The sequence below is a fragment of the Actinotignum schaalii genome, assembly GCF_028864145.1.
Classification (GTDB): Bacteria; Actinomycetota; Actinomycetes; order Actinomycetales; family Actinomycetaceae; genus Actinotignum; species Actinotignum schaalii_B.
The window spans coordinates 1-16,200 of record NZ_JARBHJ010000023.1 but is presented as its reverse complement, the minus strand read 5'-3'; the positions used below and the strand labels follow the sequence as shown (position 1 = coordinate 16,200).

15 protein-coding genes and 2 tRNA genes are annotated in these 16,200 nt (G+C 63.4%); 10 read left to right on the top strand and 7 right to left on the bottom strand.

Going from position 1 to position 16,200, the window contains the following annotated elements; translation table 11 throughout:
* The first annotated feature begins 141 nt into the window (after positions 1-141).
* The 5 genes from PWJ82_RS06025 (at position 142) to PWJ82_RS06005 (ending at position 4,663) form a co-directional block, all read left to right on the top strand.
* Entirely contained in the window at positions 142-1,740 is a 1,599-nt protein-coding gene (locus PWJ82_RS06025) for a trypsin-like serine peptidase (RefSeq protein ID WP_274735819.1), read from the top strand.
* Between the two features lie 120 nt (positions 1,741-1,860).
* Complete coding sequence (nrdF, locus tag PWJ82_RS06020; RefSeq protein WP_016442136.1) at positions 1,861-2,838, top strand: class 1b ribonucleoside-diphosphate reductase subunit beta; 978 nt, start codon at positions 1,861-1,863, stop codon at positions 2,836-2,838.
* A 214-nt stretch (positions 2,839-3,052) separates the two neighbouring features.
* Positions 3,053-3,139: transfer RNA gene (locus PWJ82_RS06015), tRNA-Ser, on the top strand.
* A gap of 115 nt (positions 3,140-3,254) precedes the next feature.
* Complete coding sequence (locus PWJ82_RS06010) at positions 3,255-3,959, top strand: DUF3800 domain-containing protein (protein ID WP_274735818.1); 705 nt, start codon at positions 3,255-3,257, stop codon at positions 3,957-3,959.
* Between the two features lie 410 nt (positions 3,960-4,369).
* Entirely contained in the window at positions 4,370-4,663 is a 294-nt protein-coding gene (locus tag PWJ82_RS06005; protein WP_274735817.1) for a hypothetical protein, read from the top strand.
* A gap of 60 nt (positions 4,664-4,723) precedes the next feature.
* Here the strand turns inward: PWJ82_RS06005 and PWJ82_RS06000 are convergent, their stop codons facing one another.
* From PWJ82_RS06000 to pheA, 4 genes are read right to left on the bottom strand one after another with little or no spacing between them, the layout of a single operon-like run.
* Entirely contained in the window at positions 4,724-5,662 is a 939-nt protein-coding gene (locus tag PWJ82_RS06000) for an HAD family hydrolase (RefSeq protein WP_016442141.1), read from the bottom strand.
* A 43-nt stretch (positions 5,663-5,705) separates the two neighbouring features.
* Positions 5,706-6,989, bottom strand: a complete 1,284-nt coding sequence (gene serS, locus PWJ82_RS05995) for a serine--tRNA ligase (protein ID WP_039898218.1) — start codon at positions 6,987-6,989, stop codon at positions 5,706-5,708.
* Between the two features lie 9 nt (positions 6,990-6,998).
* A complete protein-coding gene (locus PWJ82_RS05990) occupies positions 6,999-8,000 on the bottom strand; it encodes an aminoglycoside phosphotransferase family protein (RefSeq protein ID WP_274735815.1) in 1,002 nt (333 codons plus the stop codon).
* Positions 8,001-8,047: 47 nt separating this feature from the next.
* On the bottom strand, positions 8,048-9,004 hold the full coding sequence (gene pheA / locus PWJ82_RS05985) for a prephenate dehydratase (protein WP_274735814.1): 957 nt from the start codon (positions 9,002-9,004) through the stop codon (positions 8,048-8,050).
* Positions 9,005-9,153: 149 nt separating this feature from the next.
* Here pheA and PWJ82_RS05980 point away from each other — a divergent pair, with 149 nt between their 5' ends.
* The gene (locus PWJ82_RS05980) at positions 9,154-11,529 is read left to right on the top strand and encodes a hypothetical protein (RefSeq protein ID WP_274735813.1); all 2,376 of its coding nucleotides are present in this window, start codon (positions 9,154-9,156) and stop codon (positions 11,527-11,529) included.
* Between the two features lie 59 nt (positions 11,530-11,588).
* Here PWJ82_RS05980 and PWJ82_RS05975 read toward each other — a convergent pair whose 3' ends face one another.
* Together PWJ82_RS05975 and PWJ82_RS05970 are read right to left on the bottom strand one after the other, a co-directional pair.
* Positions 11,589-12,383 carry a glycosyltransferase gene (locus PWJ82_RS05975; RefSeq protein WP_274735811.1) on the bottom strand — a complete coding sequence of 265 codons (795 nt, stop codon included), beginning with the start codon at positions 12,381-12,383 and terminating at the stop codon, positions 11,589-11,591.
* Between the two features lie 118 nt (positions 12,384-12,501).
* The gene (locus tag PWJ82_RS05970) at positions 12,502-13,365 is read right to left on the bottom strand and encodes a DUF5926 family protein (protein ID WP_274735810.1); all 864 of its coding nucleotides are present in this window, start codon (positions 13,363-13,365) and stop codon (positions 12,502-12,504) included.
* A gap of 112 nt (positions 13,366-13,477) precedes the next feature.
* Between PWJ82_RS05970 and PWJ82_RS05965 the strand changes: the two genes are divergently transcribed.
* On the top strand, positions 13,478-13,678 hold the full coding sequence (locus PWJ82_RS05965) for a hypothetical protein (protein ID WP_274735808.1): 201 nt from the start codon (positions 13,478-13,480) through the stop codon (positions 13,676-13,678).
* A 23-nt stretch (positions 13,679-13,701) separates the two neighbouring features.
* Entirely contained in the window at positions 13,702-14,526 is an 825-nt protein-coding gene (locus PWJ82_RS05960) for a sulfite exporter TauE/SafE family protein (RefSeq protein WP_274735807.1), read from the top strand.
* Between the two features lie 101 nt (positions 14,527-14,627).
* Here the strand turns inward: PWJ82_RS05960 and upp are convergent, their stop codons facing one another.
* Positions 14,628-15,266, bottom strand: a complete 639-nt coding sequence (gene upp, locus PWJ82_RS05955) for a uracil phosphoribosyltransferase (protein WP_016442150.1) — start codon at positions 15,264-15,266, stop codon at positions 14,628-14,630.
* Positions 15,267-15,368: 102 nt separating this feature from the next.
* On the opposite strand from upp, the gene tadA reads away from it, so the two are divergent.
* Both tadA and PWJ82_RS05945 read left to right on the top strand, forming a co-directional pair.
* Positions 15,369-15,839, top strand: coding sequence for a tRNA adenosine(34) deaminase TadA (gene tadA / locus PWJ82_RS05950; RefSeq protein ID WP_274735806.1), 471 nt, complete (start codon positions 15,369-15,371; stop codon positions 15,837-15,839).
* A gap of 162 nt (positions 15,840-16,001) precedes the next feature.
* Positions 16,002-16,090: transfer RNA gene (locus PWJ82_RS05945), tRNA-Ser, on the top strand.
* The last annotated feature ends 110 nt before the right edge of the window (positions 16,091-16,200 follow it).

Sequence of the window (16,200 nt, the reverse complement as noted above, 5' to 3'; positions counted from 1 at the left end):
TTTGGGTTCCGGGTTCTTTGGGTTCCAGCTTCTTTGGGGGCGGGGTGCGGCAGGCGAACCGGGCGCGGCGCTTCCGGACCGGCGCGGTAGGATAGGTGCCACTTCCGCGGAGGCACCCCGCGGAGAAAGAAGGCGGAGCAGGTGAGGAATCGGTATCGTCACGCGGGCACTTTGGTGGTGCTTCTCGGCACCCTACTCGCGCTGGTTCTGGTAGCAGGAGCGCTGGGCGGCTGCGCGCTGCTCAAAGCCCCGGTACTCGCCGCTCCGATTCCCCGCCCGGTCACCTACGATAATTTTGGCGACGACGGCGTTGCTATCGTCTGGGACGACGACGCCACCTACCGCGATCTCGACGCCGAATTTGACGACTCTGGCATTGTGGACGGCCGGGTCCTGGCTGCCGCCTACCACCGCGGTGCCGGGCTCCCCGATTCTCTCAACGCCGCCCTCAACGAGGACCCGAAAGTCAGCGATGTTGGGCTGGGGGAGGGCCTACCCGGGGCGGGCTACAACTTCCCGGGAATCCCGCAGGTGGGGACCTTCTTTCACGTGGTTCCCGGTACAACCCAGGTGATCCGCGGCTGCACCGGCGTGGTCCTCGATACCCCGGGGCGTTCCCAGATTCTTTCCGCCGCGCACTGCTGGCCCGGAGATGCCTACGCCGCTACCGTTTTCGTACCGCAATTCGCCATTATTGCCGGTACCGCCTATATCCCCCACGGTATTTGGCGCATCGACCCGGACGCCGTGGTCATCAACGACGCGTATTACAGCGATGATGAGGATGCGGATCGGTACGACGCCGCCGTCCTTACCGCGGACCCGGACCGCTTCGGCAACCTCCTCGAAGATGTGACGGGCGGGCTGCCCATTGCCAATGTGAGCCCGGAGCAACCAGATATTGAGGTGATCGGCTACCCGGTGGCTGAATCTTTCGAGGCCGATAACTACACCTCCGCCTACCCGCGCCACTGCCGTAACTCCACCGAAACCTTCACGGAAAACGGCGTGGACTACTTCCATATTGAATGCGCTGGGATGCCCACCGGGGTATCCGGCGGGCCCTGGCTCCAGCAGAACGAGAGCGGGGAATGGGCCATCGTGGCAATTACGGGCGGGGCGCAGGACGGCGGCGGCTATACCGATGACGAATCCGTGGGCGTGCCCATGGATAACCTCATCGCTGACCTGCTGGAAGAAGCCCGCATCACCCTGGGGGATGCCACCCTTGAACCGGGTAACCCGGCCCACGAAGTCCTCGGTTACCTGGGCGGTCAGCCCGACCGTGCGGATGCCTTCACCGTGTGGTCCTCCGGGGCGGTCGCGCTCTACCTAGATGCCGGCAGCGGGGAAGAAACTCTGCCGCGGGCCGAGGAAGAAACCGGCGACCTCGCCCAGGTGGATGCCGCGCGTAGTTTCCGTTCTGTGCGGATCCTCGGCGGGCGTGACCGCCGTTTACGTAACCTCCGCACTCTCGCGGCCGGGGACCTGGACGGCTCGGGCATGGCTGATATTCTCACCCTCGACCGTGACGGCGCCCTCAGCCTCTGGCACGACCCGGGGCTTTTCGGCTTGCGCCACCCCGAGCACCTCAACCCGCATCTTCCCCTCGAATTCACCAACGTGACCAAGATGAGCATCGCCGATGACACCCTCACCGTCACCAATATCGATGGCACGACGACGCAGTATGCGGATATCTCCCAGCAAGGTATCCAGCCCAAGCCGCGCACCTCATGACCTGGCTCGCACCGCTTACCGATTCAACCGTCTAGAATGGGCGGGGTGTGGCGGCGCGAGCGGCGTCGTCGTTCTTAACCGTTATCTATCCCGCATCACCTGCGCTAACGAGGAGCTACTGTGATCCCCCCGAAGTTGAAACTTGTCAGTTCTGTGCAAGCCATTAACTGGAACCGCATCGAGGACGAAAAGGACCTCGAAGTGTGGGACCGCCTCACGGGGAATTTCTGGCTGCCCGAAAAGGTGCCGCTGTCCAACGATATTCAGTCGTGGAATACTCTCAAGCCGCATGAACAGCTCATGACCACCCGGGTGTTCACCGGCCTGACCTTGCTCGATACCATTCAGGGCACCGTGGGTGCGGTTTCGCTCATCCCGGACGCGGTCACCCCGCACGAAGAAGCGGTGTATACCAATATCGCTTTCATGGAATCCGTGCACGCGAAGTCGTATTCCTCGATTTTCTCCACGCTCATTTCCACCGATGAGATCGACGAAACTTTCGAGTGGTCGGAAAATAACGAATTCCTCCAGAAGAAGGCGCAGATCGTGCTGGATTACTACCGCGGGGATGATCCGGAAAAGCGCAAGGTCGCCTCCACGATGCTGGAATCCTTCCTCTTCTACTCCGGTTTCTACGCGCCCATGTACTGGTCCGCGCACGCCAAGCTCACCAATACCGCGGACCTCATCCGCCTCATTATTCGCGACGAAGCCGTGCACGGCTACTACATCGGCTACAAATACCAGCGCGCGGTGGAGAAGGCCAGCAAGGAACGCAAGGCCGAACTCAAGGAATACACCTTTGAGCTACTCCAAGACCTCTACGAGAACGAGGAAGAATACACCGCCAGCCTCTACGATGAGATGGGCCTGACGGAGGACGTCAAGGCATTCCTGCGCTACAACGCCAATAAGGCGCTCATGAACCTCGGTTACGAAGCGCTTTTCAACCCGGACCAGACGGCCGTCAATCCGGCGATCCTGGCGGCGCTCTCCCCGAACGCGGACGAGAACCACGATTTCTTCTCCGGTTCCGGCTCCTCCTACGTTATCGGCGAAGTGGAAGATACTACCGACGACGACTGGGATTTCTAGCGTGCTTGCGCGCTCGCGGTGGTGCGGCCCGCGGCGGCGCGTGTGGTACGACGCCGCAGCGCCGGCCTGGCGGTAATAGCGCCGGCCCGCCGCCACGCAATGCGGCGCGGCGCCGCGTGACCAATTCCGCCGCGAAAAAACTGGCACCACGCCCCGCTGAGCGTGTACGCTAGTAAGGCTTGCACGGGTGAGCTCAGGCTTTCCCGGTGAGCATGGAGACGTGACTGAGTGGCCGAAAGTGGCACCCTGCTAAGGTGTTAGTCGCAATAGCGGCTCGAGGGTTCGAATCCCTCCGTCTCCGCTCTGTGATGGCGCGTGCCATAGGTCCGCCTGTGGCGTCGTGGCCATCGTGCTTGTGTTGTAACTTGTATCGCTCGGGGAGCCAGCGCCCAGACTAATCCGAAGAGGGAATAGTAGTGAAACACACGCTTTTTATTGATGAGTCCTATGGCGAGGGACATTTTTACATCGCAGGTGTGCTTGCTACGGACGAGCAGTTGGCTGATCTGAATCGGCGGTTTGCTGCCCGTGCTAGTTACTACCAGAGCGTCAATAATTTGCCGCATATACCTGAATTTCACGGCCATTCCATTATGACGGGGCGCGACGATTGGACTGCTCTGAAAAGGAATTTCGGTTCGGCAATTGCACTCTTGAAACGGTTAACAACCGAAATATCGCGGTCTGGAGCCGCTATTTTCATTGAGGGAGTAGATACAAGGCGTCTCAATTCGCGTTACAAATACCCAGATGCGCCGTATGAAGTATGCCTTCGGAACCTCTTGGAAAGCGTTAACTTGTTTCTTAGCAATGCTGGGGATACCTGTCGAGTGATCGCTGATAGCGTGCCGGATTCTGATACTTACGCGCAACGCATGGATTATTACTGCTCTGTAACGAATCCGGGATATCGGCGGCGGCAACTCATGTGTATTGAAGGTCCGATGGAGTTTGTAGATTCTCGGCAACATTTTGGAATCCAAAGCGCTGATATCGTAGCGTATCTTCACCGTCGCCTGGTAGAGGGTGGTAGCTCCTCGAAAGAAACTCAGCGCGCGTGTGCACGTGCCTATAAGCCGCTACTAGAAAATATAAAAACAAGCAGAAAATGGCTTCCATAAAAAGCTCGGGCCCTCGGTGAGGACCCGGCGACAACGCTTCCGAGGTGGACTCGTCGTAGGTTCATTGTACGCCAGGCGCATACGATTATCAAGATAATGCCAGTATTTCTGGGGCTTCATTGCGATAACGGTAATGCCTAAATACGTACCGGTTAGATTATGTTTCCTCGCGTGTCCTTATCGAAGATATTGAATTGATTGGTTCGTCTTTGCGGGCCCCTCAAATCCCCCTGACGCCGAGAATGAGGATTTCGCTAGCTAACTTCCCCTAACTTCCCTTTTGTGGGCTCCGGCACTTATCAGCAGTTATCATAATAATAAGGTTCTCGGTGCTATCCCGGCGTTACGGTGGGATTATTGCGAGCCGGGGCCGGTGTGGGCTACGTACCTTGTGCAGGAGGGGGAGAGCGGTGATTACAGGAAAAGAAGCTGAGCGGATCGTGGCGGAAGTTTTGCATAACAAGCATCCGGACAGGAAAGTTTATTCTCGCGGGTGGGGGGAAGACGTCGAGTATTACGCCCCGATTGTCTTCACGAACCCTGTCCCCAAAGGGAAGCCGGTGTATCTTGTGAACAAACAGACCGGCGAGGTTGAGGCGTATTCGTATCGCCCTGATCGCCCTATTGCGGCACGGCTCGAAGCGATGAAAGTGACTAAATATTTGTTCCGTAGGGTGATTATTCGCCCGCGTAGAGGCGCGTGAGGGCAGGGGCTGCAGCCTCAGGTGCCGTCCGCATACCGGCACCTCCCACGCGCAGCGCCCCTACCGCGCCAGCAGCACCTCGAGGAGGGTGGCTACGCCGTCGTCCCATACCGGATCGGTCACGGCCCGCGCGTGCGCACGAACGTAATCGAGCGCCTGCCCCATCGCGACCCCCACGCCGGCCCACTCGAGCATCTGGATGTCGTTCCCGCCATCGCCCACGGCCACCGTTCCCCCGCGCGCGATTCCGAAATCGCGGCGGAGTACTTCAAGTGCGCTGGCCTTGGAGATCCCGGCCCGTCCGGCATCCACCCAGCCTGAGCCGGAAGAAGATGACGCCGCCCAATCCACCCCGGGCATATCGAGGCGGGAAAGGCGCGCCATGAGCTCGGCGGCTTCCATGCGGGGGACCACCATAATGAGGCGGAGGGCGTCCGGGACCACGAGGTCTTTGAATTTCACCCAGATGGCATTGGGTTCCAGGCGTTCGGTGGCGTACCCGTGCGCTACCCGCCGCGGGCCTTCCACCGGTTCCACCGCGAAATAGGCGCCCGGGAATTCGCGGCGCATGGCATCGAGGGCCCGGGCCAGGTCGGCTTCCTCCATGGTGAAAAGGTGGGCGAGGCGCACCGGCACCACGTCCCCGCGATCCGTCATGGAGCGGACCGTGCGCACCTCCACCCCGGGAAGCTGTGCGTTACCGAGCAGCACCGTTTCGTTGCCGTTCGAGCACACCATAATGGTTTCGCTCACCCGCAGCATATCGAGCACGGGAATGGCGGATTCGCGCCCGCGCCCGGTAGCCACCACCAGGTGGGTTCCCCGGCGCAGGTGCTCCTGGAAAGCGGCGTCCACCCGTTCGGCGATGATTCCGTCCGGGCGGAGCGTGGTGCCGTCCAAGTCCAGGCAGACCATGAGCTCCGGCCCAGCCGGCGGGGTCCCGGCGGCATCGAAAGCGGCTCGCAAGCGCGCCGCCGTCGATTCCTCCTGGATTTTCACATCGCCGCCTTCGTTACGCTGGTGGTTACTCCGTTCAGGGAGCCTAGTTCACCGGCTCGATGAATTCGCGTCCGGCCAGGCCGGCGCCCAGGTAGGGCCGCAGCGCCTCGGGGACGTACAGCGAGCCGTCCTTCTGCTGGTGGTTCTCGAAAAGCGCCACCAGCCAGCGGGTAGTGGCCAGGGTTCCGTTGAGGGTGGCCACCGCGCGGGTTTTCCCGTCCACGCGCTCGCGCACATTGAGCCGCCGCGCCTGGTAAGTGGTGCAATTGGAGGTTGAGGTGACTTCCATATAGCGGTGCTGGGTGGGCAGCCACGCCTCGCAATCGAATTTCTGTGCCGCGGAAGAACCCAGATCGCCGGCCGCCACATTAATAATGCGGTAGGGAAGTTCCATCTTCCCGATCATTTCGCGTTCCATCGCGAGCAGCGCGCGGTGTTCTTCCTCGGATTGCTCCACCGGGCAGTAGGAGAACATTTCCACCTTATTGAATTGGTGCACGCGAATAATCCCGCGGGTGTCCTTCCCGTAGGAGCCGGCCTCACGCCGGTAGCAGGCCGAATACCCGCAGTAGCGCCGCGGCTTACCGCCCAAGTCCAAAATCTCATCCTTGTGGTAGCCAGCCAGCGGCACTTCCGAGGTGCCCACCAGGTACTGGTCATCGGCACCCAGGTAGTAAATCTCATCGGAATGTTCCCCGAGGAACCCGGTGCCGGACATAATATCCGGGTTCACAATCGTGGGCGTGGTCATGAGCGTGAAGCCGTGTTCGGCAGCCTGATCGATGGCCATGCGGAACATCGCCATTTCCAGGTGCGCGCCCACTCCCTTGAGGTAGTAGAAGCGCGATCCGGAGACCTTCGCGCCGCGATCCATATCCAAGGCCCCCAGGCCCTCCGCAATATCGAGGTGATCCTTGGGGGTGAAGCCCTCCGCCTCAAAATCGCGCGGGGTGCCGATGACTTCCAGCACCTCGTAATCATCTTCCCCGCCCGCGGGCACCCCGGCGAGCACCGGGTTTTCAATCGCGCGATTGGCGGCCAGGTAGGTTTCTTCAGCTTCCGCCGCGGCCGCATCCAGCGCCTTGACCTTTTCAGCCAGCTCTTTGGCGTGGGCGAGCACGGCGGGGCGCTCCTCCGGGGATGCCTTCCCCACGGATCGCGACACCTCTTTTTGTTCGGCCCGGGCGGCTTCGAACTCTTGCAGGGTGGTGCGGCGCGCATCGTCGGCGGCGAGCAGGGCATCGACGGTGGCGGGATCATTCCCGCGGCGGCGCTGGGACTCACGGATAGCTTCCGGATTCTCGCGAACAGAACGCATATCAAGCATGGATCCAGCTTAGCGCGCGGCGGGCGCGCTCGCGATCCGGCGGGCCGTTGTGGTGCGATGCCACATATGGCCGACGGCGCGCGCCACTCTTAAAAGCTGCTCGGTATCACCCGCACCGCCATTCCCGCGCTCGCCGCTGCCAACTTCGCTCCCCGCGGGCCAGTCTCCTCCGGCTTCCCGATAGCCGCGTGCCGCGGCCTCGTCCAGTTCCGGATGTGTGTGCCAGAGATCGTGCAGCTCGAGGAAGTCCGCGGCGGCCGGCCGCCACCCGAAGCGCCCAAAATCAATGATCCGCAGCTGGCCGGCGGGCTCATCCCACAACCAATTGCGGGCCTGCCAATCCCCGTGCGTGGGATGTACGACGACGCTGCCCGGCCGGTAACTCGCCAGAAAATCCTCCGCTTCGGCGAGCTTCTCATCCACAGCAGCGGGCAGTGCGTCTTCCGGAGCGAGCGTGCGAATCTCCGTGATCCGCGCCCGGGTGCGGGTGAGGGCGCCCTTGGCGAAGCCGTGATCTAGGCGCGCCCCCGCCCGGTGGAGGAGCGCGAGGGCGGCGCCTGCCTGGTGATGCACCCGCGAGGATAATTCCCACGGGCTGCCCAGAACATCGCATCCGGGTAGATAGTTGAGGAGGGCGAGCGGGACTGCGTCGTCGTACCAGAGCAAGCGAGCCACGGTTCCGCGCGCCTCCAAAGGGCCGGTCCACGCGCGTGCGCGGGCTTCGCGCCCCACGCTGTAAGCAGTGTTCCCGGCAGTTTTGAGAATCCAGGACAACCCGGGGCCGCTGAGGTGGAGAACGGTGCTCTCGCGTTCCGGCCAGGAAAGATCCCGCACTCGCAGTGCGTCCGGGCCGGTCAGAGAGTCGCCGAGCACCGGGCCGGGGGAAGTACCGGGCAGTGATTCACCGCTGAGCGAGCCCCCGCGCAGCTCCGCCCACGCGTCCGTAAACGCCGCATACAGCCGCTCGGTAAGCAGTGCTCTCAACGTGAGCGGTGTTCGCAGCTGATCCATGGGCGACTCGATGATTCTTGATGAAGACCGTACCGTGTACCGGACCCCTAGCGCGTTACCCGGCTGAGCAGCGAGGCGACCCAGGTGCGTGCGGCACCGAAATCTTCGTCGGAAGTCCCGGCGTGCAGGCGAGTGGCGTGGCCGTCCGCGCGCGCGTAGCTACCCAGGAAGGTCACCTCCGGGCAGATGCGATGCAGTCCGACCAGCGCGGCCTGCACCCGCTCGTCGTGAATATGGCCTTCGGCATCCAGTGAGAAGGCGTAGCGACCCAGCTGATCGCCGGCCGGACGCGATTCAATCCGCGATAAATTGACACCGACCGCGGCGAATTGTTGCAGCATTTCCAGCAGCGCGCCGGGCTTTTCCGAGGCCAGCCGCACCATGAGCGTTGTTTTATCCGAACCCGTCGCCGGGGGAATCTCCCCGGGCTTACTCACTTTAATGAAGCGCGTGACGGCATTGCGGTTATCGGCGATTTCATCGGACAGCGAGACGAGCCCGTACACGCCGGTGGTGGGTACCGCGCAAATCGCGGCATCAAAATCTGCATCCGGGTTCTCGGCCAGTTCGCGCGCGGCGGCGGCGGTGGAGGTAGCCGGCACATGCACGGCGTCTGTCAGGTGCTCGGCGATCCAGGTGCGGCACTGTGCCCAGGCATGCGGATGGGTGGCGACCCGGCGAATATCCGCGGCGCGCGTGCCGGGCCGCACCGCCAGCGAGAATGCGATAGGAACCAGCATTTCCCCGCGAATTTCCAGCGGCGACCCGGCGGTGAGCGAATCGAGAGTGGCATTAACTCCGCCCTCCACCGAATTTTCGATGGGCACCACGGCGGCGTCGGTTTGCCCGGCGCGCACCATCCGCAGCGCTGAGGGAACGTCCACGGCGGGTACGAAGGTGGCGGTGTCCTCGCTGGCTACCTGCTGCAAAGCGGCAAAGCAAAACGTGCCGCGCGGGCCGAGGAAAGAATAGCGGACCGGTTCGGTAGCGGGCGAGGATTGCATGGTGTCCTTTCGTGCGTGGAGAAATAGTACGACGGCGCAGCTGGGCGGCGGTGCACCTGCCCGCGCTGTCGCCTGGTTATTGTATCCCGCCCCGGAGTGGGGCGTTCGGGGCGTCCGAAAGTGTCGTAAGCCCCGAGTAGGCTGTTCCCATGCGGAATTCTCACGGTGATAGCCCCGGCAAGCGCGTGATGCGGCTGGCCGGGCTCTGGGCTGCTGTGCTTGCTGTTGCAACGGTGGCTTTCGGGGCCATTTTAAGCGTGCCAACAGTCGCTCAGGCAGCGCCGGATCAAGCGCGCCCCACGGTGATGATCGGGGTGGCCGGGCTGCGCTGGGCAGATGTCGGTGAGGAAAGTACCCCGCGGCTCAGCGCGGCGTTGGCAGGTTCGGGCTATGGCGCGGCCCTCGCCAATATTTCCGTGCGCACGGCCGCGCCTACCACCTGCGCGGCGGATGGCTGGGTGAGCCTTGGGGCCGGTGCCCGTGCGGCTGTCACCCCTGCTGGCAGCAGCTGTGTGGCGCCGGAATCCCTGGTGACCCAGGATGGTGCGGTGCGCGATGCGGAGCGGATAAGTGAAGAAAGTAGTGCCGACCACTACCCCGTGGTGATGGGTGCGCTCGCGCAGGCCGCGGCTCCGGAGCGGGTGCTCGCGGTGGGGCCGGGCGCTGCCCTCGCCCTCAACCGTCAGGAGGAATCGCGCATCGCCTACCGTGATCTCGCGGATGCCCTAGCGGATGGATCGGTGCTCGCCGGGCGGGACCTCACCGTCATTGATGCGGGAGGCATTGATGTAGCGAACGCCGATTCGGGAACCTCTGATACGGGAAGCGCTAATGCGAAGAATGCCCCCGCCGGGAGCCTGGCCGGGCTCGATGAACGCCTCGGGGAAATCATCGCGCTCGTTACCGCCCACCAACCGCAGGCCCGCATCATCATCACCACTGTGGCCGACCGTGCCGAGCGGGCCGAACTTGGCTTCTTCGCACTGCTGGAGCCGGGCGAAACAACGGCGTTCGCTCGCTCCACAACTACCCGCACCACTGGCCTCGTTCAGCTCATTGACCTGGCGCCCAGCGTGCTCGCCTGGCATACCGGTGCCCCCGTGCCGCTCACGGTAGATAACGGAGGGAAAACCACGCTGGCCACGGCCAATGCCACCCTACACGGGCAAGCACTGCGCGCAGATCTCACTGCACAGTTGAGCCCGCAGTTCTACCTCCTCCTCGCCGGCCTCGGGCTGGTCTGCTTCGGCATCATTGCCGCCCACCTGGTCCGCTTTTCCCGCTTCCCACCCGCAACGGTGGCAGCGGCTGCTGGAAGTTCTGCCGGGACCTCAGTTTCGCAGGCTGCTACCGCACCTGCGCACCCTACCCGGGCCGCAGCCCGCCGTGCCCGCCCCACCGGTTTCGCCCAACTCCTGGCTTGGCTCGCAGCCTTGCCGGTCAGTGCGCTCCTCATCGGAATTATTCCGTGGTGGACCTTCTCCCGCCCGCTACTCGGGTGGTGGAGCAGCCTAGCTGTCCTCGCTGCGCTCCTCGCCACCTGGGCGCTAGCCGGGCCGCGCCGCCGTACCCCTGCAGGGGAGCGCTGGATCGCCGCTCCGCTGGCACGGCTGGGGACACTCAGCGCCGCCGTAATCGCGGCGGACGTACTCGTCAGCACCTTTGGTGGGGGATACTCCCTCGCCAACACCTCGGTTATGGGATCCCTCCCCACCGTTGCCGGGCGGTTCTTCGGTTTCAATAACTCGGTCTTCGCCATCTTCGCTGTCGGCGCGCTTGCCGCAGCCGCCGCCCTCGCTGCACGGGTACGTGGCGCCGGTGGCTTGGCCGCCCCCAATACCCGGGCCGCCCGTATAGCTGGCTTCGCTGTACTCGCGGTGGGTGCGTGCGCCATCGCCCTGGATGGGCTTCCCGTTTTCGGTGCCGATGCCGGCGGGCCACCGGCCCTCACCCTCGGCTTCGCCTACCTCACCTGGCACACCTGGGGAAAACGCTGGACCTGGTGGCATACCGCGCTCGCGGCCATAGCTGGGGTGGCTGTTTCGGCCGGCCTGGCTATGCTTGACCGCGCGGTGGGATCCACCACCCACCTGGGCAACTTCGTAGGCAGGGTGGAACACGGCGGGGCGGGCGCCGTCGTCGCCCGAAAACTATCCCAAGCATTCTTCGGCCTGCCGCCCCTGGTGGCCGGCGCGCTAGGCGCAACCCTTCTCGCGGGAGTATGTGTGGTGGTGTGGCTCGTGACCTCGGGGCGCTGGGATCTGCGGGCCCGGCCAGCAACCGCGCAGGTACACGCGCGCATTGCGGCCCATCCGCGCCTGGCCGCTGCGGCTGCCGCGGGCTTCCTCGCCCTCGGCTACGCCTCCCTTATTAACGACTCCGGTCTGGTCATTCTCGGAGTCGGGGTCGCGCTACTCGCCCCCACCTTTGCCCTCGGGCTCATGCGGGCCGGCGAAAGTTCCTTAGAGGAACGCGCAAGCACGCATGCCATCCAAAAACCACAAGAAAAACCGGCTGGCAGATAACAGCCAGCCGGAAAGAAAAATCGCGAGATTTATATTGCGGAGGACGGAGAGAAGAGCTCTCAGGAATGCTCCAACACCAGCGCGCGATAAGGAGCAAAATGCTCGGCGCCGCTGGAACCGACCGAAGCGCGAGACTCCGCGGGCACCTTAACACCGTGGAAGCGGCGTGACCACACCGCCCGGAAAACGTCACGGTACTGCCCGGCCCGATGCAACGTCCCAGCCACATCATTCCCGGTGGCACGATGGCGAATATTGCACGGAATCTCCTGGAGAGTCAGGCCAGCCACCAGCATATCGATGGTCATCCCCACCTCAACGCCCCAACCCTTCGCCAGGGGACGGGCCGCATCAAAAGCCGCCGCCGTCATACAGCGCTGCCCGGATAACGGCTGAAGCGGAGACCAGCCGGTAGCGCGCTCAATTGCGCGGCGCCCCAAACGAGTCACAAAACCGTGGCCGCCCGCACCTTCCTGCGGAGGTAAAGCAGCAATCGCACAATCAACCGTGCCGTCAACAACCGGTGCGATAAGAGGAGCGCACTCAATAGCCGAATCACCCAGGTCGGCGTCAAGGAAAAGTAAATGGCGAGGCGGGCGGCCCTCGACATCACGCATGCGGACCACCTTCGCCCCGGTCTCCATCGCGGACGCCTTTCCGCGATTCACGGAATGGCGCACCACCGTGGCCCCGGACGCGCGGGCAATAGCTTGGGTTTCGTCAGCCGACCCATCGTCAACCACCACCACGAGGTCCACGCCCGGAAGCGCGTACGCTGCGCGCACAGTACGCCCCACGTACTGCTCCTCGTCCTTCGCGGGCACGACCACCGCGACCTGACCGACTTTACTCACCCCATAAGTGTATAGGGAAAAGCGGGGGCTTTGCTTACTGTTTCTATAAACTAGTGGAAGTTCACTAAAGAAGGCCGGCTGAACGCAAGGCAGCTCAGCCGGAGTGCGCCCACGCCGCTTAGCGCAAGGTCACCTGGCGGGAAACCAGGCCGGAGCGCGCTCGCTTTTCTTCCGCGGTGAGCGGCTCGGTCGAAGCAATAGCCGCACTCAGCTTCTCCGCGAACTTCGCCAGCGGCTCTTCCAATTCCTCCGCTTCGGTGCCGCGCGCCAATTCCCACACCGGGACCGACAATCCGTAGGCGCGGAACGCCCCGATGAAGCGGGCGTCGTCGTCCCAACGCTCCTCGCCGGAGACGCGCAAGCGTGCCAAACCGTCCAGCACCGCATCGCGCGGCTCGGGGCGCACCCAGCGCAAAAACTCGCGCGACATCCGGCACCAATAAGCACCGTTTACGGATGCGATGCGCTCCGCGGGCACCATATCCGCGCGGGCATCACGCAAGGCCGCCTGCGATTCGGGAGTGGCGGCTTCCTCTTCCGTCATCCAGAAAGCCGGATCTTCTTGCAGTTCCAGTTCGGAGAACGAGGCCACAATATCCTGCAAGCGCGGGGAGCCGGCCTCCGGCTGCGTGCCGCCCGGGTAGCTTTCGCCCGGCTTGAGCTCCAGACCGGCGAGGACACGCGTGGCAATATCCAAAGAAGCGTCGCCGGAATTCATAACCGTCTGCATCGCTACCAGGAGCTGGCCGTCCGTACGCCGCAGCGCGCCAACCATATTCGGCAGCAGCGTGCCAAAAATAACCTTTTCGCTGCCGTATTCCTCCGTGAGGGTCACGGTCATGGTTGCCAGCGGCAGCAGATCACGCATCGCCACCAGCTCCGCCTCGGCATCCAGCCCCTCAAAAGGCCGCTCAACAAAAGGAATAATCGCGCGCTTCTTCTTCGGGGTTGCCGAATCCTTCTTGCGGTTCTTCTTAGCCATAAGTTCTCGTATCCTCGCTGCTGTGCGTGCCCTGCGGCATCGCCGCCGTTTGTACCCTCGAGATTCTACGTGAGATGCGGCCCGCGGGCGATGGTCACGTTAGAGTTGCGTTATGGATCTGCTCATAACGACGACGCCGCAGCTTGCCGGCTTCACCGCATCTCCGGCCCTCAACGCGCCCCTGGCGGGCGAGCTCCTCGCCGCACCCGCCGCGGATCCGACGGCCGTGTCCATCATCCGCTGGGTGGGAATCGCCGCGGTAGCGGTGGGTATTGCTGTCATCATCTGGCGCTGGTGGTCGAATCGCGACTAAGGGCGCTGCGATAGAGTGACGCTGTGCTTGCCTGTGGAGTTGGAATTGCTGTCGGTTTCGTTGTAGGCCTGCTCGGGGCTGGTGGCGGGATCCTGACCATCCCCATTCTCCTCACCGTTTTCGGGCATGGCGCACACCAAGCTTCTGCTGAATCCATCATTATCGTAGGGGTGACCTCGCTTGTTGGCATGATCTCCGCGGCGCTGGCCCGGCGCGTGCGCTGGGGAACCGGCCTCGTCTTCGCCCTGGTAGGCATCCCGGGAACCCTGGCGGGTGCTTTCTTAGCCGGCGCGGTATCCGGGCGCATTCTCGTGTGGTCGCTGAGCGTGCTCCTTGTGGTGGTGGCGCTGAGCATGTTCTGGAGGGCGGTGCGGTCAAGCGGCGAATCACGCTCGGGCACCGCGCCGGAGAATTCGGACGTGCCGGGAAAACCGACCGCATCGGAAAACCCGCCTGCCCCCACCCTGCGCGGGCGCACCTACCTCATCACCGTTGTGGGTGCCTTCGGCGCGGGAGCGCTCTCCGGCTTCTTCGGGGTGGGCGGCGGCTTCGTAGTGGTTCCCGCCCTCATCTTGCTGCTGCGCATGCCCGCCCGGTATGCCAGTGCCACATCACTCCTCGTCATGACCATCAATATGGTGGTGGCCGGGCTCGGCCGCATCCCGCAATTCACGGCCGGCCTCAGCGTGGACTGGGTGGTCGTCGCCCTCTTCACCGCAGGTTCGGCGCTGGGAAGCGTCGGCGGGGAAGCTGCCGGCCGGCGCATCCCCGATCGCATCGCCACCATCCTCTTTGGCGTGCTGCTTCTCGCGGTAGCGGCCGGCACCCTGGCCAGCGACCTCCTCTAAGTGGGGCGCGGGCCGGGAGGCGGCGTCGTCGTTCTTAAAACCGGAGCGGGTGAGCACTGTTCACCCGCGTAAACGGCGCTCACCCGCGTGGTTCTGGAGTTTTAGTCGACGACGCCGTACAGGCGATCGCCGGCATCGCCCAGACCCGGCACGATGTAGGCCTTCTCGTTGAGACCCTCATCAATGGAGGCAACGACGATCTTGACATCCGCATCCGCGGGCAGATGCGATTTCACTTCCTCCAGGCCCTGCGGAGTGGCCAGCAGGCACACGCAGGTAACATCACGCGCCCCGCGTTCCAGGAGGTAGTTGATGGATTCGTGGATGGTGTGGCCGGTGGCCAGCATCGGGTCAAGAACAAAACACTGCCTCCCGGTCAGATCATCCGGGAGGCGGTTAGCGTAAGTCACGGCCTCGAGAGTTTCCTCATCGCGGCGCAGGCCGAGGAAACCAACTTCAGCGGTGGGAAGGAGTTTCGTCATTCCTTCCAGCATGCCCAGGCCGGCCCGCAAAATCGGAACGACGATGGGTGCCGGGCGGGCCAGTTTCACACCGGTTGTGGTGGCCACCGGGGTGGTGACCGTTACTTCATGCACCGCCACATTCCGGGTGGCTTCATACGCGAGGAGAGTCACAAGCTCCTCGGTTAGCTGCCGGAAAATTGCCGACGGAGTGGTTTCATCACGGAGGACAGAGAGTTTATGCGCGACCAGAGGGTGGTCAATTTCGAGGATGTGCATGCTTTAAGGATAGCGGTACCCGGCGGGCGACGCGCGCGGGCGGCTCAGCTTGAGGCTCGTGACACAGACGGTGCGCTTTCAGGCTCGTGACACAATGGAGCCATGCGGGGAGACGAGCGGGGCGATATGCGCGCGGCGGAAAAGCTATTCATGCGCGAAGCGATGGAGCTCGCGGCGCGGGCCGCGGTGGGCGGGGATGTGCCGGTCGGTGCGCTCGTGGTGGTGGACGGCGCCGTGGTGGCGCGCGGCTGGAATACCCGCGAACGCGAACACGATCCGGCCGGGCACGCGGAAATCATGGCGCTGCGCGCGGCCGGTGCGGCGCTCGGGCGGTGGCGTTTGGACGACGCTGATATTTACGTCACGTTGGAACCGTGCACAATGTGTGCCGGGGCCATGGTCGGCGCCCGGATTCGGCGGCTTATCTTCGGTGCCTGGGATGAGAAAGCGGGGGCGGCTGGCTCGCTGCGCGACGTGGTGCGCGATCCGCGCCTCAATCACCGCATCGAGGTAATCGGGGGAATATTGGAAGAGGAGACCTCCGCGCAGCTACGGAAGTTCTTCCGCGGGTGAGCGTACGGGGCGGCGTTGCGCATATGCGGTGGCGGGTACCGCGAAACTGGTCCGGTGCTTAGGCCGCGTTATTTCAGCATTGACGCGGTGCCTCGAAGCTTTAACGTGATGTGCTCCGCATTGATTAGGTAAATTCGGGGTGTGCCGTGTAATCTATTCTGCGGTGGCGTGTCCGAGCGGCCGAAGGTGCATCACTCGAAATGATGTGTAGTTAATAGCTACCGCGGGTTCAAATCCCGCCGCCACCGCCATGTGATGTCCCGCGTCATAGGTCCGCCTGTGACGCGGGATTTTTCGTGTTTTCGGGCGGGATGTCCCACGTGATATGTCCGGGTATGTCCCGCGTCATGTGTCCGTTTTT